Origin of the sequence: Pseudomonas sp. JAI115, from assembly GCF_014200835.1 — a bacterium.
GTDB classification, from domain to species: Bacteria; Pseudomonadota; Gammaproteobacteria; order Pseudomonadales; family Pseudomonadaceae; genus Aquipseudomonas; species Aquipseudomonas putida_A.
In genome coordinates this window covers 57,190-75,998 of sequence record NZ_JACHCY010000005.1, presented here as the reverse complement: position 1 = coordinate 75,998, position 18,809 = coordinate 57,190, and the positions used below count along the sequence as shown (strand labels likewise).

Sequence of the window (18,809 nt, the reverse complement as noted above, 5' to 3'; positions counted from 1 at the left end):
TGTGGGAGCTGCATTGCACCCACGGGGGATTTGAAAACTGTAGAAACAACAAAGCCGCCCGAAGGCGGCCTTGTCTGTGCGGACTTGAAGCTTAGTGCTTCTCGCCTGCCAGCTTGTGCTCGAGGTAGTGAATGTTCACGCCCCCTTTGCAGAAGCCTTCGTCGCGGGTCAGTTCACGGTGCAGCGGGATGTTGGTCTTGATCCCGTCAACCACGATCTCGTCCAGGGCATTACGCATGCGCGCCATGGCTTCGTCGCGGGTGGCGCCGTAAGTGATCAGCTTGCCGATCAGCGAGTCGTAGTTCGGCGGAACTGCATAACCGCTGTACAGGTGCGAATCGACGCGAACGCCGTTACCGCCTGGTGCGTGGAAATGCTTGACGGTGCCCGGGCTCGGCATGAAGGTTTTCGGGTCTTCAGCGTTGATCCGGCACTCCAGCGAGTGACCGCGGATCACCACGTCATCCTGCGTGAACGACAGCTTGTTGCCAGCGGCGATGCTGAGCATCTCCTTGACGATGTCGATACCGGTGACCATTTCCGAAACCGGGTGCTCCACCTGAACACGGGTGTTCATTTCGATGAAATAGAAACGACCGTTCTCGTACAGGAACTCGAACGTGCCGGCGCCACGGTAGCCGATGTCGATGCACGCCTTGACGCAGCGAGCCAGAACTTCCTGGCGCGCCTGCTCGTCGATGCCCGGTGCCGGCGCTTCTTCGAGAACCTTCTGGTGACGGCGTTGCAGCGAGCAATCGCGGTCGCCCAGATGGATGGCGTGACCCTGGCCGTCGGACAGCACCTGAACTTCGACGTGACGCGGGTTGGTCAGGAATTTTTCCAGATAGACCATCGGGTTGCCGAACGCCGCGCCAGCTTCGGAGCGGGTCAGTTTCGCCGAGGCGATCAGGTCTTCTTCCTTGTGCACCACGCGCATGCCGCGACCACCGCCGCCGCCAGCGGCTTTGATGATCACCGGGTAGCCGACTTCACGACCGATGCGCAGCGCCGTTTCTTCGTCTTCCGGCAGCGGGCCGTCGGAACCTGGAACGGTAGGCACGCCTGCTTCGATCATCGCGTGCTTGGCCGATACCTTGTCGCCCATCAGGCGAATGGTTTCGGCTTTCGGGCCGATGAAGGCGAAGCCGGAATTCTCGACCTGCTCGGCAAAATCGGCGTTTTCCGCGAGGAAACCGTAGCCTGGGTGAATGGCGGTAGCGCCAGTCACTTCAGCGGCAGCGATGATGGCCGGGATGTGCAGGTAGGACTGAGCGGCAGAAGCCGGGCCGATGCAGACGGACTCGTCTGCCAGACCCAGGTGCATCAGCTCTTTGTCGGCCTTGGAGTAAACGGCGACGGTCTTGATGCCCATCTCTTTGCAGGCACGCAGAATCCGCAGGGCGATCTCACCGCGGTTAGCGATCAGAACTTTTTCCAACTTCGCAGTCATCAAAGGCTCTCCGCAGTTCAAACGATGGTGAACAGCGGTTGGTCGTACTCAACCGGCTGGCCGTCTTCGACGAGGATGGATTCGATCACACCGCTGGTTTCAGCTTCGATGTGGTTCATCATCTTCATGGCTTCGACGATGCACAGGGTGTCGCCTTTCTTCACGGTCTGGCCGACTTCAACGAAGGCTGGCGAGGTTGGCGAAGATTTACGGTAGAAGGTGCCTACCATTGGCGAGCGGGCCACGGTGCCGTTCAGTGCCGGAGCAGCAGCGGCAGCCGGAGCGGCAGCAGCCACTGGAGCAGCAGCGGCGGCAGGTGCAGCGGCCGGAGCCTGCATCGGCGCCGGAGCGTAGTACTGCTGAGCCGGGGTCTTGCTGTGACGGCTGATGCGTACGGACTCTTCGCCTTCCTTGATCTCGAGCTCGTCGATGCCGGACTCTTCCAGCAATTCGATCAGTTTCTTAACTTTACGGATATCCATGAATCATCAACTCCCAAGGGTCGGTCAGGGGCGTTTAACGCTTGTGGTTCAAGTCGTTGCCTGTGTTTCAAGCTGTTCTAGTGCGGCCTCCAGGGCCAGTCGGTAACCGCTGGCGCCAAGGCCGCAGATCACTCCCACCGCTACATCGGAGAAGTAAGAGTGATGGCGGAAAGGTTCGCGCTTGTGCACGTTGGACAAATGCACTTCGATGAATGGGATGCTCACTCCCAGCAGCGCGTCACGTAATGCGACGCTTGTGTGCGTAAATGCTGCTGGATTGATCAGAATGAAATCGACACCCTCACCGCGAGCGGCGTGGATGCGGTCGATCAATTCGTACTCGGCATTGCTTTGCAGGTGCAGCAGATGATGGCCGGCTTCACGGGCGCGGCGCTCCAGATCCTGATTGATCTGCGCCAGGGTCGTTGACCCATAGGTGCCCGGTTCGCGGGTGCCGAGCAGGTTCAGGTTGGGGCCGTGCAGCACCAGTAGCGTCGCCATCTGCGTGTTCCTTGTTATGAATGAGCAGTCGTCAGAACCCGGCGACTATGCCGCAAAGGCTTTGTGACTGTCCAGTTCTCTGCAATAGCCAGCACGATGACCGATGTTTGCGCGAAATTTGTGACTGAGTGATTTGATCCGGTCACTTGTAGTGATTGTGCTGACGCCTTCGCGAGCAGGCTCGCTCCCACAGGGGGTACATATTCCAATGTGGGAGCGAGCCTGCTCGCGAAGGCGGTTCATCAGACGCGAAAGGCCTGTACGGCCGTATGCAATTGCCCACCCAACTCCAGCAGATTCTCACCCTGCTCACGCCCGCGGCCGATACGCAGCAGGTTATCCCCGCCCAATTGATGGATCCGCTCGCTGTGATCACGGATCTCGCTGACCGCGCCGCTTTGCTGAGCGGTGATATCGGCGATGCGGATCGCCGTGTCGGAAATGGTCTGGATCGCGCCGACGATTTTATCCAGCGCGCCGTCCGCCGCTTGTGCCTGACTGGCAGTGGCTTCGGCGTGTTCGACTTGCGCGCGCATGCCTTCGACCGATTGTCGGGCAGCAGTTTGCAGGCCGGCGATCAGTGTCTGGATCTCTGCCGTGGCGCCCGCCGTGCGTTGCGCCAGTGAGCGCACTTCTTCGGCCACCACCGCAAAACCACGGCCCATTTCCCCGGCCCGCGCCGCTTCGATCGCCGCATTCAGCGCCAGCAGGTTGGTCTGGTCGGCGATCGAGCGGATCACCGTCAGTACGCCGCCAATGGTCGCCGACTCTTCGGCCAAATGCTCGATCATCTGCGCGTTGCCTTGCACCTCGCCGACCAGCGCGTGCAGGCCGGTGAGGCTCTGGCCGATCACGGTTTGTCCGTGCTCGACGGCCAGTCCGGCATGGCGACTGGCATCGGCGGCCTGTCGTGCATCGCCAGCGACCTGCTGAATCGTCGCTTCAAGCTCACCCAGTGAATCGCGGATCAGCGCGGTGTCGCCCGCCTGATGCTCGGCGCCGCTGTGCAGGTCGTTGCTCAGTTCGGCCAGCGTACGGCTGCTGCCGGCCACCTGTTCGGCATTGCCGCGAATCGTGCCGACCAGATCCACCAGATACGCGCGCAGGCGGTTCAGCGACGCTTCGATGTCATGCAGTTCGCGGTTGGTCTTGCCCAACTGAATGTCGCGACTGAAATCGCCTTCGGCCCAGGTCGACAGCGCCGGCGCGAGGTTGGTCAGAGTGCGCGACAGGCGCCGCTGCAAGGTGTCGATCAGCAGCGCGATCAGCAGAATCAGGCCGATCATCATGCCCTGCATCAGGCGCACTTCGCCCTGAATCTGCCCGTGCTGGGCGCGTACCACCGGCTCAAGCCCGGCGATCGCCTGTTGCACGGCGGCGATCTTCAAATGGGTCGCGGTGCTCAGATCGGTGCGTTTCTGGATCTGCTCGCGGGTGCGTGCCAGCTCCGCCGGGTAGCGACCGAGCAGGCTGTTGAGTTCGCGCTTGAGGCCGACCCCGGCGTCTTCGGCGGCGGCTTTTTCTGTGCTTTCGATGCCCATCATCGCGGCGAAATCATCACTGCCGGATTCATTCTTGGCGACCACGCCGAGCAGGGGCAGGGCGTCGATGGCCTGAGCCTGGGTGCGGATATTGTCGACTTCGCGCTCGACGTCGGCGGCCAATTCACTGCGGCCGCTGCTGACCAGTTTGTCGCGGGCCAGCGACAGCTTGCCCAGGTGCTGCGAAGCGACCAGCAGCGGCGTCAGGTAAGACGCGTTGCCATTGGCGTAGGTGCTGAGTTGATCAAGGCTGGCGCTCAGTTCGCGTTCGGCTTGCAGCAGCAGTGCTTGCGGATCACCGGCCAGTTTGCCGGCGGCGAGCAGGTCGGTTTTGCTGAACTCTTCGAGGCTCGACAGACTCGGGTGCAGGGTCTCGGCCAGTGCCGGCGGCAGTTCGCCGAGCTCCTTCTGCAGGCCGTCGATGGCCTGGCTGGCGCTGCTCAGGCGCAGGGCGTCGCCGCTGGCGAGGTAGTCCTCGACATTGCGCGCCACGTCATTCTGAAATTGCTGCGACAGGCCGAGGTAGCGCTCCATCAACAGATACGGACGCTCCAGGGCTTTTTGCGACCACCACAGCGTCGCGCCGAGGGCCACGCAAACGGCGACCAGCAGCAGAGTGTTGAGATTGGTGAGCAACTTCAGGCGCATGACGGCTACCAACGGCAGAAATGGTAAGCGCCTGAATTTATTGCGGTTCTGTTACAGGGTTATGACCGAATCAGTGGATTCCGATGAAAAGGTGGCACTTTGCTTTGAGTCGCGCGCGGTCTGCACTCGATTGCGTCCGGCACCTTTGGCGCGGTACAGCGCTTCGTCGGCCTGGCTAGCCATCATCAGGCTGTCGGAATCCTCGTGCATTTCCACCACGCCGGCGCTGAAGGTGCACCACAAATCGTGCGGTTGCGCCGGGTAGTGGATTTCGGCGAAGCGCTGGCGGATCTCGTCGAGCACTTTGTGCGCCGCTTCTATATCCGTGTCGGGCATGACGATGGCGAATTCTTCGCCACCGTACCGGCCGATGAAGTCGGTCTTGCGCAGGCGTTGCTTGAGGAACAGCGCCAGGCTCTTGATCACTCGGTCGCCCATCGGATGGCCGTGACTGTCATTGACTCGCTTGAAGTGGTCGATGTCGAGCATGGCAAAGCTCAGCGGCTTGTTCTCGCGACGGGCGCGGAACGAGCAGTCTTCGAGCAATTGCAGGATGTGCGTGTGGTTGTACAGGCCGGTGAGGCTGTCGCGGACCATGCGTGCCTTGAGATTGCGCGCGCGCGCTGCGCGGTTGCGCACAGTCGTAATCAGATGCCGAGGCTTGATCGGTTTGGTGAGGAAGTCATCGCCGCCCTCGCTCATGGCGTCGAGCTGCTTGTCCAGATCGTCCTCGGCCGAAAGATAAATGATCGGCACGCTGACGTAGCGGTCGTTGTGGCGGATGACCTTGGCCAGTTCGGTGCCGGTGCAGGCCGGCATGTACATGTCGAGGATGATCAGATCCGGCTGGAAATCCGCCAGCTCGGCCATTGCCTGAATCGGTTCGATCAGGGTGCGGGTGACGATCCCGGCACTGTTGAGCAAGCGCTCGGTGTGCAAGGCCTGGGCGCGAGAGTCGTCGATGATCAGCACTTTGTAAGGTTCGTACTGGGCGACGCACGTCAGGACTTCGATCTTCTCCAGCAGGCTCGACGCTTCGAGGGTGCCGGTGAGAAATTCCTGGCCGCCGGCGCGCACGGCAGCGAGGCGCGTCGGGGTGTCGGTTTCGTGCAGGCTGAAAAACAGCAGCGGCAGCGGTTCTTCCAGGCCAACCTGAGCTTCGGCAGCCAGTTGCAGGCCGACGCCTGCGCCGCTGAAGTCCACGTCCATGACGATCGCGGCGGGCAAGCGCTCAACCATCGAGGAGCGAAACGCCGCGACACTGTCCAGCGCCTGCGCGGTCAGGCCGAAAAACTCCAGCTGCTTGGCCAGCCGCTCGGCGCGGTCGTGATCCTGCAACATGACGTAGATCGGTTTGCGCAGTGGCGGCAGGAAGGTCTGGTCGAGTTGATCGCCATGGCGCAGACCGGTGCGCGACAGACGCTGCATCAAACGATTGAGATCGGTGATCAGACCGCTGCTCAGGCGTCCGCGATTGGCGTCCACCGCTTCCAGCGACTGGCCGATATGACGCGCGAGTTGCGTATGCTCGGGCTGCTCGAAGCGCTCGGCAAAACGCAGCAGGCGCAGATTGGCCTCGCTCAGTTCGGCGAGGTCGGCGGTGGACCACTCACTGCGTTGCAGGCGCTGCCATATCTCAAGAATCTGACGTGCCTGATGAATTACCCGCTGGGCAAAGTGGTGCTTGAGGCGCTCACGGCTGGGGTCTTCTGGCTCGGTCATATCCTGACTACTAGTTAGGGCGCATGCTGAGATCGACTGGTGGCTCTATGCTAGCACCTCTTTTCCCTTATATGAGTGTCGTGCATCAATAATCTGCGGTGCTGCACAATTCAGTTTCTGACCGGGTGGTTTTGGATGAGACCTGTTCGTCGATGAACCTCCCGAAAACCGGGCTTATGGTGCTGCTCGAAGCGTAAACAAGCCTGTGTGCACCACGCTGTGCTGCAGACAGACGCTGATCTGCAAATGCCTGTTTCGCAGCTTTGTTGATGGCGATGTATCAGGGAAACCCCTAGAGAATTCGCGGGTCGATGCCGCGCGTTCCGTGGATTTTCTGCTTCTCTTCAATGGCGGGTGCCGGCCTTGGCACGTTGTTGTATGGTTGTGGTCGAACCGTTGAACCCAAGTGATTGAAAGGATATCGCCATGCTGGACTGGAAGAACCGCGCGGGCAGCGCGCCTGAACGTGCCGCTGAGCCGAAGTCGGCCACCCGCAGCTATGTGGGCGGGCTGTTGTTCAGCCGCGCGCTGGCCACGCTGATCGGCATTTATCTGCTGGTGACCATCGGCCTGGGCTGGTACTGGAGCCAGGAGCCGGCGCTGTTTCCGGTGGCACAAAACGCCCAGGCGGCTGCCGAGAAAGAAGGCAAGCAGATGGTCGTCGGCTACACCACGGTCGAAACCCTCAAGACCGTTGCCGGTACGTTGCTGAACAAACCGGGCGGCTACATTTCCAACGACCGTTTTCCGCCTGGCCTGTGGATGGACAACACCCCGAGCTGGGAATACGGCGTGCTGGTGCAGGTGCGTGACCTGACTCGTGCCCTGCGTAAAGACTTCGCCCGTTCGCAGTCGCAGTCGGCCGAAGATGCCGACCTGGCCAAGGCCGAACCGCGTTTCAACTTTGACAACAAGAGCTGGATCCTGCCGTCGAGCGAATCGGAATATCAGGAAGGCATCAACTCCCTGAGCCGTTACCAGGCGCGTCTGTCTGATCCAACGCAGAAAAACGCCTTGTTCTACGCCCGCGCCGATAACCTCAACAACTGGCTGGGCGATGTCGGCACCCGTCTGGGTTCGCTGTCGCAACGCCTGTCCGCCAGTGTCGGCCGGGTGAAACTCAACACCGCGCTGAAAACCGAAGTGCCGGCGGTTGGCGAAGTCCCGCAAGTTGACGAGGAAGTCGTAGAGACTCCGTGGATGCAGATCGACAACGTGTTCTACGAAGCACGCGGTCAGGCCTGGGCGCTGTCGCACCTGTTGCGCGCCATCGAAGTGGACTTTGCCGATGTGCTGGCGAAAAAGAACGCCACGGTCAGCGTGCGTCAGATCATCCGTGAACTGGAAGCATCGCAGGAGCCGGTCTGGAGCCCGATGATCCTCAATGGCAGCGGCTTCGGCGTGCTGGCCAACCACTCGCTGGTCATGGCCAACTACATTTCCCGGGCCAACGCCGCAGTGATCGATCTGCGTCAACTGCTCAATCAGGGCTGAGTCATGGTCGATAGCGCCAAAGAGGCGGCGCACCGCGCCGCCTCCGATGCCGAACAGATCGCCTGGGTCGACGAGCAGGACAACTTGCTCGGCGCCCTGGTGCGGGCCGATCTGCGTGAGCGCGGGCTGATCGGGCGCGGCACCTACATCATGTTGTTCAATTCCGCTGGTGAGCTCTGCGTGCATCGACGCACCTTGAGCAAGGCGATCTATCCCGGTTACTGGGATGTGGCGGCCGGCGGCATGGTGCAGGCCGATGAGACCTACGCCGAATCGGCGGCCCGCGAGCTGGAAGAGGAATTGGGCGTGAGTGGGGTGGAGCTGACCGCCCACGATCATTTCTTCTTCGAAGACACCGGCAACCGCCTGTGGTGCTCGGCATTTTCCGCGGTGTGGGACGGCCCGCTGAAACTGCAGCCGGAAGAAGTGCTGGAAGCACGCTTTATTCCGGTCGAACAGGTGCTGCAGGAAATCGAGCAAAAGCCTTACTGCCCGGACTCTCTGGCCGCGTTGAAGCGCTATCTGAAGGCTCAACAAAGCGGCGTCGCAAAGAACACATAAATTGGCGCCGATTGGCTCTTAGCAATTGCGCTTTTTGCCGTTACACTGCGCGACCTTTTCAAGCTGCACCGACCTGCTTTTGTTCAAGCGCACGGTGTAGCAGCGCTGCCCCTGCCTGAGTGGGGCTTCGCGGTCGATGACCTTGCCCAAGGTCGCGATCAGTCTTTGTCCTCCCAAGAGGATTGCCGGTGGCCAAAAAAGCCGCATCCTTCGCCGCCCTTGGTGGCCTGGTATTTTCCACCGACGCAGGTCGTCATTGCCCGGAATGCAGTAAACCGGTGGACGCCTGTATCTGCAAACAAACCGTGATCCCGGCCGGGGACGGCATTGCCCGCGTGCGTCGCGAGAGCAAGGGCCGTGGCGGCAAAACGGTGACCACCATCACCGGCGTGCCACTGGCCGAAGACGCCCTCAAGGAGCTGGCGACAACGTTGAAGAAACGTTGCGGCACCGGTGGGGCGTTGAAGGACGGGATCATCGAAATCCAGGGCGATCATGTCGAGCTACTCTTGGCAGAGCTGATCAAACACGGTTTCAAAGCGAAGAAGTCCGGCGGCTAGCAGCCTCTGTGAAATCCATCTGCGGCTTGATCCGGCACTGAAGCAGTTCAGATCCGGCGTCGTCTCCATGGTTTTCACAGAGCCTGTTCATGACCGGTTTCTAAACTACACGCAGTCAGTGCGGTCTACCGCCGCACTGACGAACCGTCATTTTCATTCTTTAGACTGCGCCGGCCTGCGATCAGGCGACGCACTATGACTTCTTTATAGGGGACTTCGATGTCCGTACGACGCACACGTAAAGACGATGGCAGCCAATGGACAGTTGCGGACAGCCGCAGCGTTTACGGGATTCGCCATTGGGGGGCCGGGTATTTCGCGATCAATGACGCCGGTCGCGTCGAAGTTCGTCCGAACGGCCCGAGCAGCTCGCCTATCGACCTGTTCGAACAAGTCGACCAACTGCGCAAGAGCGGCTTGTCCCTGCCGTTGCTGGTACGTTTCCCCGACATCCTGCAAGACCGTGTCCGTCAATTGACCGGTGCTTTCGACTCGAACATCGAGCGCCTGGAATACCAGAGCAAGTACACCGCGCTGTACCCGATCAAGGTCAACCAGCAAGAAGCGGTGATCGAGAACATCATCGCCACCCAGAACGTTTCCATCGGTCTGGAAGCCGGCTCCAAGCCTGAGCTGCTGGCGGTGCTGGCACTGGCGCCGAAGGGCGGCACCATCGTCTGCAACGGTTACAAGGACCGCGAGTTCATCCGTCTGGCGCTGATGGGGCAGAAGCTCGGCCACAATGTGTTCATCGTCATCGAGAAAGAATCCGAAGTCGGCCTGGTGATCGAAGAAGCCGCCTCGCTCAAGGTCAAGCCACAGGTCGGCCTGCGCGTGCGCCTGTCGTCGCTGGCGTCGTCGAAGTGGGCGGACACTGGTGGCGAGAAATCCAAGTTCGGTCTGTCGGCGGCGCAACTGCTGTCGGTGGTCGAGCGCTTCCGCGCTGCCGGCCTGGATCAGGGCATTCGTCTGCTGCACTTCCACATGGGTTCGCAGATCGCCAACCTGGCTGACTACCAGCACGGTTTCAAGGAAGCGATCCGTTACTACGGCGAGCTGCGCAACCTTGGCCTGCCGGTCGATCACATCGACGTCGGCGGCGGTCTGGGTGTCGACTACGACGGTACTCACTCGCGCAACGCCAGTTCGATCAACTATGACATGGACGACTACGCCGGTGTCGTGGTCGGCATGCTCAAGGAGTTCTGCGACGCGCAGAGCCTGCCGCATCCACACATCTTCTCCGAAAGCGGCCGCTCGCTGACCGCGCACCACGCGATGCTGGTGGTGCAGGTGACCGACGTAGAGAAACACAACGACGAAATCCCGCTGATCGAAAACAAGGAAAACCTGCCGGAAACCGTGCAGTGGCTGGTGGACCTGCTCGGCCCGACCGACATCGAGATGGTCACCGAGACTTACTGGCGCGCCACGCACTACATGAGCGACGTGGCTTCGCAGTACGCCGACGGCAAACTGACCCTGGCGGAAAAGGCCCTGGCCGAGCAGTGCTACTTCGCTGTGTGCCGTCGCCTGCACAACTCGTTGAAGGCACGTCAGCGTTCGCACCGCCAGGTGCTCGACGAACTCAACGACAAGCTGGCCGACAAGTACATCTGCAACTTCTCGGTGTTCCAGAGCCTGCCGGACACCTGGGCGATCGATCAGGTGCTGCCGATCATCCCGCTGCATCGTCTGGATGAAGAGCCGCTGCGTCGCGCGGTGCTGCAAGACCTGACCTGCGACTCCGACGGCAAGATCAACCAGTACGTCGACGAGCAGAGCATCGAGACCAGCCTGCCGGTGCACGGTCTGAACGAAGGTGAAGACTATCTGCTGGGCGTGTTCCTGGTCGGCGCCTATCAGGAAATCCTCGGCGACATGCACAACCTGTTCGGTGACACCGACTCGGTGAACATCTACCAGAACGCCGATGGCAGCGTGTACCACGCCGGTATCGAGACCCACGACACCATCGAAGACATGCTGCGTTACGTGCACTTGTCGCCGGAAGAACTGATGACCCACTACCGCGACAAGTGCGCCAGTGCCCGCATCAGTGCCAGCGAGCGTACGCAGTTCCTCGATGCCTTGCGTCTGGGCCTGACCCGTTCCTCCTACCTGTCTTCCTGAGTCAGGTCTGTTGCACTGGGTTGTCTGAAATTTTCCCTCAAGCTGTGGAAAATTCGGATGACCCGGTGGGACATTTCCCAAATCCCCTGCGAAATAATTGCCTGCCACGGCCGGAGAAGTGATCCGGTCTGCTTTTCGCGTAGGTCATTTCCTAAGTTGTACTTCAGCTCTCTACTCGGCCATGGCTCTCGGCGAGAATCCCCGGCCGCCCCTCCTGTAGAGATCCGCCCATGTTCGAATCAGTCAACGAGCCGTCGTTTCGTCTCGATGTAACGGGGCTGCCCGAGCCCTTCGAGGTGCTGGCCTTTACCGGAAGTGAGGGCATCAGCGAACCCTTCGCCTTTGATATCGATCTGTTGATCAATGATCCGCAACTGGACCTGGCCGGACTGCTTTACCGCTCGGCGTTCCTGCAGTTCGGTCCCGGACACAATGGCCTGAGCGGGCAATTGCAGAGTGTCGTTCAGCATGAGCACGATCAGGGCGCCCGATTGTGTCGAGTGACACTGGGACCGAAGCTGAGTTGTCTGGCGCTGCGTTTCAGTCAGCGGATCTTCAGCAGCCAGTGCGTGCCGAAGATCCTCGCGCAGGTGCTCAAGGAGCATGGGATCGTTGGTGCGCAACGACGTTTTGATTTGCAGTGCGAATACCCGGTGCACACTTTCTGCACCCAGTACCGGGAGTCGGACCTGCAGTTCGTGCAGCGGCTGTGCGCGCAGGCGCGGATCCACTACTACTTCGAGCACCGGCCGGACGGACACTGTCTGGTCTTTGTCGATGATCCAGGGCGTTTTCCCGTGGCCGGCGCGGCGTCTGTGGACGATGGCGCGAGCACCCCGGCGGTAAGACGCTGGCAGATGCAGGTGGACGCCAGCGATGTGGACGCGGGTTCGGCGCAGGCCGGCAAAGCTTATGGCCACAGCGATCTGCCGACCTTGCGCGCCGCGCAGTGGCTGGCGTTGACCGCGCATCCGTTTGCCGAATGCAACCGCCGCTGGTTGCTGAGCCGGATCGAGCATCGTGCTGATCCCGCCAGCGAGCCGGCTTACAGCAACCGGATCGTCGCCGCCGCCCAGGCGCAACTGCCGACATTGACGAGCACCTGTGCCAGGCCGCGCATGCACAGTCTGCAACGTGCGTGGGTGGTGACGGTCGATGAACCGCAGCCTGACGAACAGCGGCCGGTGGCGGTGCAGTTCGACTGGCTTTATCAGGGCGAAGGCGCTGCCGCCAGCCATTGTTGGCTGCCGCTCGCAGCAGCGTTGAGCGACGCCTCACTGACATCGTTGCGTGAAGGCGTTGAAGTGGTGGTGAGTTTTCATGAAGGCGATCCGGATCAGCCGGTGATCAGTGGTGTGCTGCAGGAGCCGGCGGTGATCGAAGACTGCGAAGCGCCATTGGCGCTGCCGGACGTGCTGCCGAGCGCGGGCCTGGCGCAATGGCTCAAGTCTGCCGAACCGCTGTTGCTGTTGTGTCTGATGCCCGGCGGCGGCAGTTACAACCACTGCACGGCGTCGATCTGCAGTTGCCGATTGGTCGCGTCGCTGGATCAGGACGGCGCCGCTTGAGCGGCGTCGGCTTTGCCCCGCAGGTACAGTGGCTGTTGCTCGATGGCGCCGATGCGCAGCAGGCGCTGGCGACATTGCGCCAAGGGTTCGCCAGCGTACGTTGCACGCGGCTGTTCGAGGGCACCGAGTTTCAAGCGGTAAGCGAGCACGGTCCGCTGCTGGTCGACCTGCATGACTGCCCGGCACTGGCGGCGCTGTGTCAGCGTGATCCGCAGACATGGCGCGGGTTGTTGTTCGCCAGTGATGCCTCGCAGGCAGTAATGCTGAGCCACCTGCGCCGGATGCTGACGGTCTCGTTCGGGCTCAATCACCGTGCCTTGCTCGGTTATTACAACCGCCAGACGGCAAGTTATTTCTTCGACGCCTGTGATGCCGCCGACTTGAGCCGCTGGCTCGGGCCGATTCGTCTGCTGCGCTGGTACGGCGGCACCTGGGCCGACCTCGCCATCGGCAGTCAGGGCTGGCAGCAACTGCGCAACCCGCAGTGGGCGGTCGAGCCGCTGGGGATCGACGAAAGCCTCACCCATCGTCAGCGCGAACGTTTGCAAAGCTGCCTGCTGGAACAACACATCTGGCGCTGGTGCCAATCAATGGGAACCGACTACGCGCGCATGGCCTCCCATGTGCAGGAGGGGCTGAGCCTGGGTTTCAGCGACCGTACGGTGCTGGATGGCTGGTTGTGGCTACGCTTGCAGCATCCGCGGGCGCAACTGCCGGGCGTGCCGGACGGGCTGAGCCAGCAGGAACGGCTCGAGCATGTGCGGCGACAGTGGCAGAACGATCAATCTTGAGGTGCGACATCCATGACAAATCCTCTGTGGCAGCGGTTCGGCGCAGTCCTCGGCGGGTTTCTGCTGCTGGTGCTGACGGGATGTTCCCCGGTCAAGGTGCTCAATGCGCTGACCCCCGCCGACACGTTTCACAGAACCGCCGGGATTGCCTATGGCGATGATCCGCGACAGAAGCTCGACGTCTACGTGCCGCGCCAGCCGCTGGAGGGCGCGCCGGTGGTGGTGTTCTTCTACGGCGGCAGCTGGAATAGCGGTGATCGTGGCGATTACGCGTTTGTCGGCGAGGCGCTGGCGTCGCGGGGGATTGTCGCGGTGCTGGCGGATTATCGGCTCTACCCGCAGGTGCGCTATCCGTTGTTTCTTGAAGACTCGGCGCGGGCGGTGGCCTGGACCCGGGCGCATATCCGCGAGTTCTCCGGCAACCCGCAACGCCTGTACCTGATGGGCCACAGTTCCGGCGCTTACAACGCGGCGATGCTGGCGCTGGATCCGGGTCTGCTCGGTGCGGTGGGCATGACGCCCAAAGACCTCAGCGGCTGGATCGGCCTGGCCGGGCCGTATGATTTTCTGCCCATCAAGAATCCGCAGGTGCGTCCGGTATTCTTCTGGCCGGACTCACCGCCGCAATCGCAGCCGATCAACCATGTCAGGGCGGGCGAGCCTCCGGCACTGCTGATCGCCGCGACCAAGGACAATCTGGTCAACCCGACGCGCAACACCGCAGGCCTGGCGCGCAAACTGCGCGAGGCGGGTGTACCGGTGCAGGATCTTTACTACTCGCGCCCCAGTCATGTGACGCTGGTGGCGACCCTGTCGCGGCCACTTCGGCGACTGGCGCCGGTGCTCGATCAGGTCGTCGTGTTCGTCAAACACACACACCGGCTCAGTGAGCGGCACCGCAGAACCAGCCGTCGTTGCGCCGCAGCCACAGGGCCAGTGCGCCGAGGGTCAGGCTGCGCAAGACCATGAACAGCAGGAATGTTAGCCACAGCCCATGATTGCCCAGTCCCTGTAATGCCCAGGCGAACGGCAGCAGCAGGGCGACGGTCAGCAGCATGCCGTTGCGCATCTCCCGGGCTCGAGTGGCGCCGATGAACAGGCCGTCGAGCAAGTAGCTCCAGACCGCAATCAGCGGCAGTACCGCCAGATACGGCAGGTAGATGAACGCGGTATCGCGCACGCTCTGGATGTCGGTCTGCATCTCGATGAACAAGTGTCCGCCCAACAGAAACAGCGCGGCAAAACCGAGGCTGGCCAGCAATGACCAGCCGCCGGCCACCACCAGCGAACGGCGCAGGGCGAGGCGATCACGGGCGCCGATGGCGTGTCCGCACAACGCTTCGACCGCATGCGCCAGACCGTCCAGCGCATGCGCGGTCAGCAGCAAACCGTTGAGCAGCAGAGCATTAGCCGCCACCGTGGCATCGCCGAGCCGCGCGCCTTGCACGGTGATCAGGAAAAACACCGATTGCAGCGCCAGGCTGCGGATGAAAATGTCGCGGTTGACCGCCAGCAAAGGGCGCCAGCTCTGCCACACCTTCAACGCTGCCCAGGCGATGTGCCCGGGATAGGCGCGCAATGCGCCGCGGGTCAGCCACAGGCCGAGCAGGGCGCCGCTCCACTCGGCAATCACCGAGGCCCGGGCCGAACCGACCACCCCCCATTCCAGGCCAATCACGAACCACAGGTTGAGAGCGATGTTGATCAGGTTGGTGCTGAGCAGAATCGCCAGCGGCGCCCGGGCGTTCTGGGTGCCGAGGAACCAGCCGACCAGGGCGTAACTGGCCAGCGCTGCCGGCAGCCCGAATAACCGGGTGTGGAAGAACTCGCGGGTCAGTTGATCGAGTTCGGCCGACGGCTGCATGAAGTGCAGGGCCACGCCGCTCAACGGCACGCCGAGAGTGCCGAGCACGATCGCCAGTCCCAGCGCCAGCAGCAAACCCTGCAACAGAATCTGCCGTAACGCCGCGCCGTCGCTGCGCCCGGCGGCCTGAGCGGCAAACCCCGTAGTGCCCATGCGCAGAAAGCCCATGGCCCAGGCGAGAAACGTGTAGAGGCTGGCGCCGACCGCCACTGCGCCCAACTGATGGGCGTGGGGCAGGTGGCCGATGACGGTGCTGTCAACCAGCGCCACCAGCGGTACGGAAATATTGGAAAGAATCATCGGCGCAGCGAGCGCCCAGACCTTGCGGTGAGTCGGGCGGTCGCGCCAGTCGGCAATCAGTTTGGACATGCGGGCTCCTTGGGGGAGCGGGGATTGTAGCGATTCGTACGGCCTGCGATGCAACCAATGTGGGAGCGAGCCTGCTCGCGAAAGCGGTGTGTCATTCAGAACATTTTTGACTGATCTGACGCCTTCGCGAGCAGGCTCGCTCCCACAAGGGCTAATGAATAATCCAGCTCAACAACCACAACCCCAACAGCAGCCAGATGATCCCGGCAATGATCGACGCATTCATGAACGCGCGAATCGCCGACCACAGCAGCATCAGGCCGACGATCAGCGCGAGGATGCTGATGATCGAAGTGTCCATGCCCAGCGTCTTCGCCAGGCCATCGACAAAGTTGCCGCCGGCGTTGCTCAGAATGTTGAACAGGCCGCTGAGGCCGTCGACGATGAAACGTATGATCGAACCGAGTGCCTGGCCGAGCCATTCGAAAAAGCTTTCTACCTGCATGTGTGCATCCTGATGAAAGAGCTGAGCCTTGGGCCACCGCGCGGGTGGCCGAGTTCCCTGCAACTATAGAGGGTTTGCCTCAATCCTGTGTGGGAGCGAGCCATGGCCGCTTGCGTTCAGCCGACATCCCCCCGAAGCTATACGCCTTCAGGAGAGCCCGATGAACCTTGTTGAACTGACCGAACGCCTGCACGCCATTCGCGACCGCAATGACTGGCGGCAATTTCACAGCCCGAAAAACCTCGCCATGGCCGCCAGCGTCGAGATGTCCGAGTTGGTGGAGATTTTCCAGTGGCTGACCGAAGACCAGTCGCGCCAGTTGCCGGCGGACAAACTGGCGCATGCCGGGCAGGAAGTCGGCGATATCGTCCTGTATCTGTTACTGCTGTGCAGCGAGTTGGGGCTGGACATGAATGAAGTGGTGCGCAGCAAGCTCGCCGACAGCGAACGGCGGTTCAGCTGATGAGCGACCGGCATTTCGATCAGTTGGCGACCCGTTTCGCCGAAAAAATCTACGGTGGCGCCAAAGGCGCGATTCGCCTCGCGGTGTTGCAGGCCGACCTGGCCGAAGCGTTACCGGACCGACCGCTGCGCGTGCTGGACGTCGGTGGCGGTCTGGGCCACATGTCGCTGTGGCTGGCCGAACGCGGCCATGAAGTGACCTTCACCGAGCCGGCCGAACCGATGCTCGAAGGTGCCCGTCAGCGCTTCGCCGAAGCCGGGCAGAGCGCAACGTTCATTCAGGCGCCGTGGCAGGAACTGCTTGGTCAGCTCACCGAACCCTACGATCTGGTGATTTGCCACGCGGTGCTCGAATGGCTGGCCGAACCCCATGCGATCCTGCCGGTGCTGCATCAACTGACCCAACCCGGTGGCTGGCTGTCGCTGGCGTTCTACAACCGTGATGCGCTGATTTATCGCAACCTGCTCAAAGGCCATTTCAAGAAAATGCGCAAGAACACCATGGCCGGTGAAAAGCAGAGCCTGACCCCGCAGCAACCGCTTGATCCGCGGGAGCTGGCAACGCAACTCGAAGGGTTGTGGCAGGTCGAAACCCAGAGCGGGATCCGGGTTTTCCACGACTACATGCCGGTGGAATTCCAGGCCCGCGCCGAACTCGTGGATTTGCTGGAGATGGAGCTCGCTCACCGTCGCCACCCAAGCTTCGCCGGGCTTGGGCGTTACTTGCACTGGATCTGCCGGCCGATCTGATCGGAGCACCACATGAAAGCTCAATCCGGTTTATTGCTGATCTGTCTGGGGTTGGCCGCCTGCCAAGGCAGCAACCCCTACGTCGCGCAGTCGCGGCCGTTGCCGCCGGCGCCGCCGCAAGCGGCCAATACGTTTGATCGCAGCGCCTACCCGGCGCCGACACGCGATTACGGGCGCTATCGCAGTTGGGCCTGGCTCAACGGGCAAATGCCGCCGGGCACGGCCTGGGCCGATTCGGCGCAAGTGGCCGAAGCGGTGAGCAATGCGCTGGATCAGCGCGGGTTGCGTCCGTTGCACGATAACCGTCCCGCCGATTTGCTGGTCAGCGCCAACCTGCGTCTGGAAACCCGCTTGCGTCAGGTGCAGGACGACTACGGCTACTACGGCGGGTACGGCGGCTATGATCGTTATGGTCGCGGTTACGGCATGTACAACACTGTGCCGATTGTTCGCACCTATCAGGAGCAGGTCGTGGTGGTGCAGGTCAATCTGTTCGATGCCGGCACCGGTCAACCGGTGTGGAGCGCCAGCGCCGAGACCGCCAACCAGGGTAGCCAACTGGTGCGCACCGACGCCATTCGCGAGGCTCTGGAAAAAGCCCTGTCGGCCTATCCGCCGAGCTAGACTTCAGGTGAGAACGCTTCGCAGGTTCAGCCCTTCAACCGGAGAACAACCATGTTCCGTCGTCTCGCTTTACTGGTCATGGCCGCGCTGCTCAGTGCTTGCGCCGCCAATCAGGTCAACCATGACTTCGACGCCAGCCGCGACTTCGCCGCTTATCGCAGCTGGAGCTGGAAAGAACCCGCGCTGCAATATCGCCCGGATGATCCACGGATCAAGAGCGACCTGACCGAGCAACGCATCCGCCAGGCCGTCAGCGATCAACTTGATCAACGCGGCTTGCGCCCTGCCGCTGCGGGGGCCAAAGGCGACCTGAGCGTGCAGACCTACCTGATTGTCGAGGATCGCCAGCAGCAAGTGACCACCAACTACGGCGGCGGTTGGGGTGGCCCGTGGAACGGGTATTGGGGCGCGCCGATGTACAACGAAACCCGCAACATCACCTACAAGGTGGCAACGATCCAGATCGATCTGCTCGATGGCAAGGACGGCAAACTGGTGTGGCGCGGCAGCGATGAGCAGATGCTCAGCAGCACGCCCAATCCGCAGGATCGCAGCAACGCAGTGCGCGAAACGGTGGCCCGAATATTGGCCAACTATCCACCACGCTAGTTCGCTGTAAAAAAAAGGGAGCCCAAGAGGCTCCCATTTTTTGCCCCACCACAAATCTCCCTGTGGGAGCGGGCTTGCTCGCGAAGACGGCGTGTCAGCCACATCCATGTTGAATGACACAGCGCATTCGCGAGAAGACGAGGTCTGCAGGGTTTTGTGCAGCACCAAATGGCGCGTTGCCACTAGCGCCGTCTACACTCAAATCCACCATCGGAGGTAGCGCTCGGCAACGCGC

Annotated in this window: 17 protein-coding genes and 1 pseudogene; 11 read left to right on the top strand and 7 right to left on the bottom strand. The window is 61.7% G+C overall.

All coding sequences use genetic code 11. The features are described 5' to 3' along the window. Positions 1-91 precede the first annotated feature (91 nt). The 5 genes and pseudogenes from accC to gcbA form a co-directional block, all read right to left on the bottom strand. Positions 92-1,450, bottom strand: coding sequence for an acetyl-CoA carboxylase biotin carboxylase subunit (gene accC, locus HDC30_RS13835; protein WP_027613593.1), 1,359 nt, complete (start codon positions 1,448-1,450; stop codon positions 92-94). Between the two features lie 17 nt (positions 1,451-1,467). Beyond that, positions 1,468-1,932, bottom strand: coding sequence for an acetyl-CoA carboxylase biotin carboxyl carrier protein (gene accB, locus HDC30_RS13830; protein ID WP_024164417.1), 465 nt, complete (start codon positions 1,930-1,932; stop codon positions 1,468-1,470). A gap of 48 nt (positions 1,933-1,980) precedes the next feature. Further along, positions 1,981-2,433 carry a type II 3-dehydroquinate dehydratase gene (gene aroQ / locus HDC30_RS13825; RefSeq protein WP_025111759.1) on the bottom strand — a complete coding sequence of 151 codons (453 nt, stop codon included), beginning with the start codon at positions 2,431-2,433 and terminating at the stop codon, positions 1,981-1,983. A 242-nt stretch (positions 2,434-2,675) separates the two neighbouring features. Continuing rightward, positions 2,676-3,182, bottom strand: a pseudogene (locus HDC30_RS29535) (methyl-accepting chemotaxis protein); the annotation flags it as partial. 1,491 nt (positions 3,183-4,673) lie between these two features. Further along, entirely contained in the window at positions 4,674-6,344 is a 1,671-nt protein-coding gene (gene gcbA / locus HDC30_RS13815) for a diguanylate cyclase GcbA (RefSeq protein WP_027613596.1), read from the bottom strand. 426 nt (positions 6,345-6,770) lie between these two features. Between gcbA and HDC30_RS13810 the strand changes: the two genes are divergently transcribed. The 7 genes from HDC30_RS13810 (at position 6,771) to HDC30_RS13780 (ending at position 14,420) form a co-directional block, all read left to right on the top strand. Continuing rightward, the gene (locus tag HDC30_RS13810) at positions 6,771-7,838 is read left to right on the top strand and encodes a DUF2333 family protein (RefSeq protein ID WP_007963034.1); all 1,068 of its coding nucleotides are present in this window, start codon (positions 6,771-6,773) and stop codon (positions 7,836-7,838) included. A 3-nt stretch (positions 7,839-7,841) separates the two neighbouring features. Continuing rightward, entirely contained in the window at positions 7,842-8,399 is a 558-nt protein-coding gene (locus HDC30_RS13805) for an NUDIX hydrolase (protein ID WP_183783607.1), read from the top strand. 188 nt (positions 8,400-8,587) lie between these two features. Further along, complete coding sequence (locus HDC30_RS13800) at positions 8,588-8,959, top strand: translation initiation factor Sui1 (protein ID WP_007914613.1); 372 nt, start codon at positions 8,588-8,590, stop codon at positions 8,957-8,959. A gap of 219 nt (positions 8,960-9,178) precedes the next feature. Continuing rightward, a complete protein-coding gene (gene speA / locus HDC30_RS13795) occupies positions 9,179-11,092 on the top strand; it encodes an arginine decarboxylase (RefSeq protein WP_003221289.1) in 1,914 nt (637 codons plus the stop codon). Between the two features lie 230 nt (positions 11,093-11,322). After that, positions 11,323-12,660, top strand: coding sequence for a contractile injection system protein, VgrG/Pvc8 family (locus HDC30_RS13790; RefSeq protein WP_183783605.1), 1,338 nt, complete (start codon positions 11,323-11,325; stop codon positions 12,658-12,660). Further along, positions 12,657-13,451: a DUF4123 domain-containing protein gene (locus HDC30_RS13785; RefSeq protein WP_096794822.1), complete on the top strand. Its 795-nt coding sequence runs from the start codon at positions 12,657-12,659 to the stop codon at positions 13,449-13,451. Before HDC30_RS13790 ends, HDC30_RS13785 begins: the two co-directional genes overlap by 4 nt. Positions 13,452-13,463: 12 nt before the next feature. Beyond that, positions 13,464-14,420 carry an alpha/beta hydrolase gene (locus HDC30_RS13780; protein ID WP_260319928.1) on the top strand — a complete coding sequence of 319 codons (957 nt, stop codon included), beginning with the start codon at positions 13,464-13,466 and terminating at the stop codon, positions 14,418-14,420. Here HDC30_RS13780 and HDC30_RS13775 read toward each other — a convergent pair. Together HDC30_RS13775 and HDC30_RS13770 are read right to left on the bottom strand one after the other, a co-directional pair. Continuing rightward, positions 14,335-15,684, bottom strand: coding sequence for an MATE family efflux transporter (locus tag HDC30_RS13775; RefSeq protein WP_183783603.1), 1,350 nt, complete (start codon positions 15,682-15,684; stop codon positions 14,335-14,337). The two genes, HDC30_RS13780 and HDC30_RS13775, sit on opposite strands and share 86 nt — an antisense overlap. A 151-nt stretch (positions 15,685-15,835) precedes the next feature. Beyond that, positions 15,836-16,129, bottom strand: coding sequence for a hypothetical protein (locus tag HDC30_RS13770; protein ID WP_007963021.1), 294 nt, complete (start codon positions 16,127-16,129; stop codon positions 15,836-15,838). A 160-nt stretch (positions 16,130-16,289) separates the two neighbouring features. Here HDC30_RS13770 and HDC30_RS13765 point away from each other — a divergent pair, with 160 nt between their 5' ends. Genes HDC30_RS13765 through HDC30_RS13750 form a run of 4 tightly spaced genes read left to right on the top strand, consistent with a single transcriptional unit; the run spans position 16,290 to position 18,574 of the window. Further along, a complete protein-coding gene (locus HDC30_RS13765) occupies positions 16,290-16,592 on the top strand; it encodes a MazG-like family protein (protein ID WP_007951009.1) in 303 nt (100 codons plus the stop codon). Beyond that, positions 16,592-17,341, top strand: a complete 750-nt coding sequence (locus HDC30_RS13760) for a methyltransferase (protein WP_027613602.1) — start codon at positions 16,592-16,594, stop codon at positions 17,339-17,341. The genes HDC30_RS13765 and HDC30_RS13760 overlap by 1 nt, the downstream gene beginning before the upstream one ends. Before the next feature lie 12 nt (positions 17,342-17,353). Next, positions 17,354-17,965 carry a DUF4136 domain-containing protein gene (locus tag HDC30_RS13755; RefSeq protein ID WP_027613603.1) on the top strand — a complete coding sequence of 204 codons (612 nt, stop codon included), beginning with the start codon at positions 17,354-17,356 and terminating at the stop codon, positions 17,963-17,965. A gap of 51 nt (positions 17,966-18,016) precedes the next feature. Next, positions 18,017-18,574 (top strand): DUF4136 domain-containing protein, encoded by a 558-nt coding sequence (locus HDC30_RS13750; RefSeq protein ID WP_096794826.1) that lies wholly within the window; start codon positions 18,017-18,019, stop codon positions 18,572-18,574. Positions 18,575-18,809 lie beyond the last annotated feature (235 nt).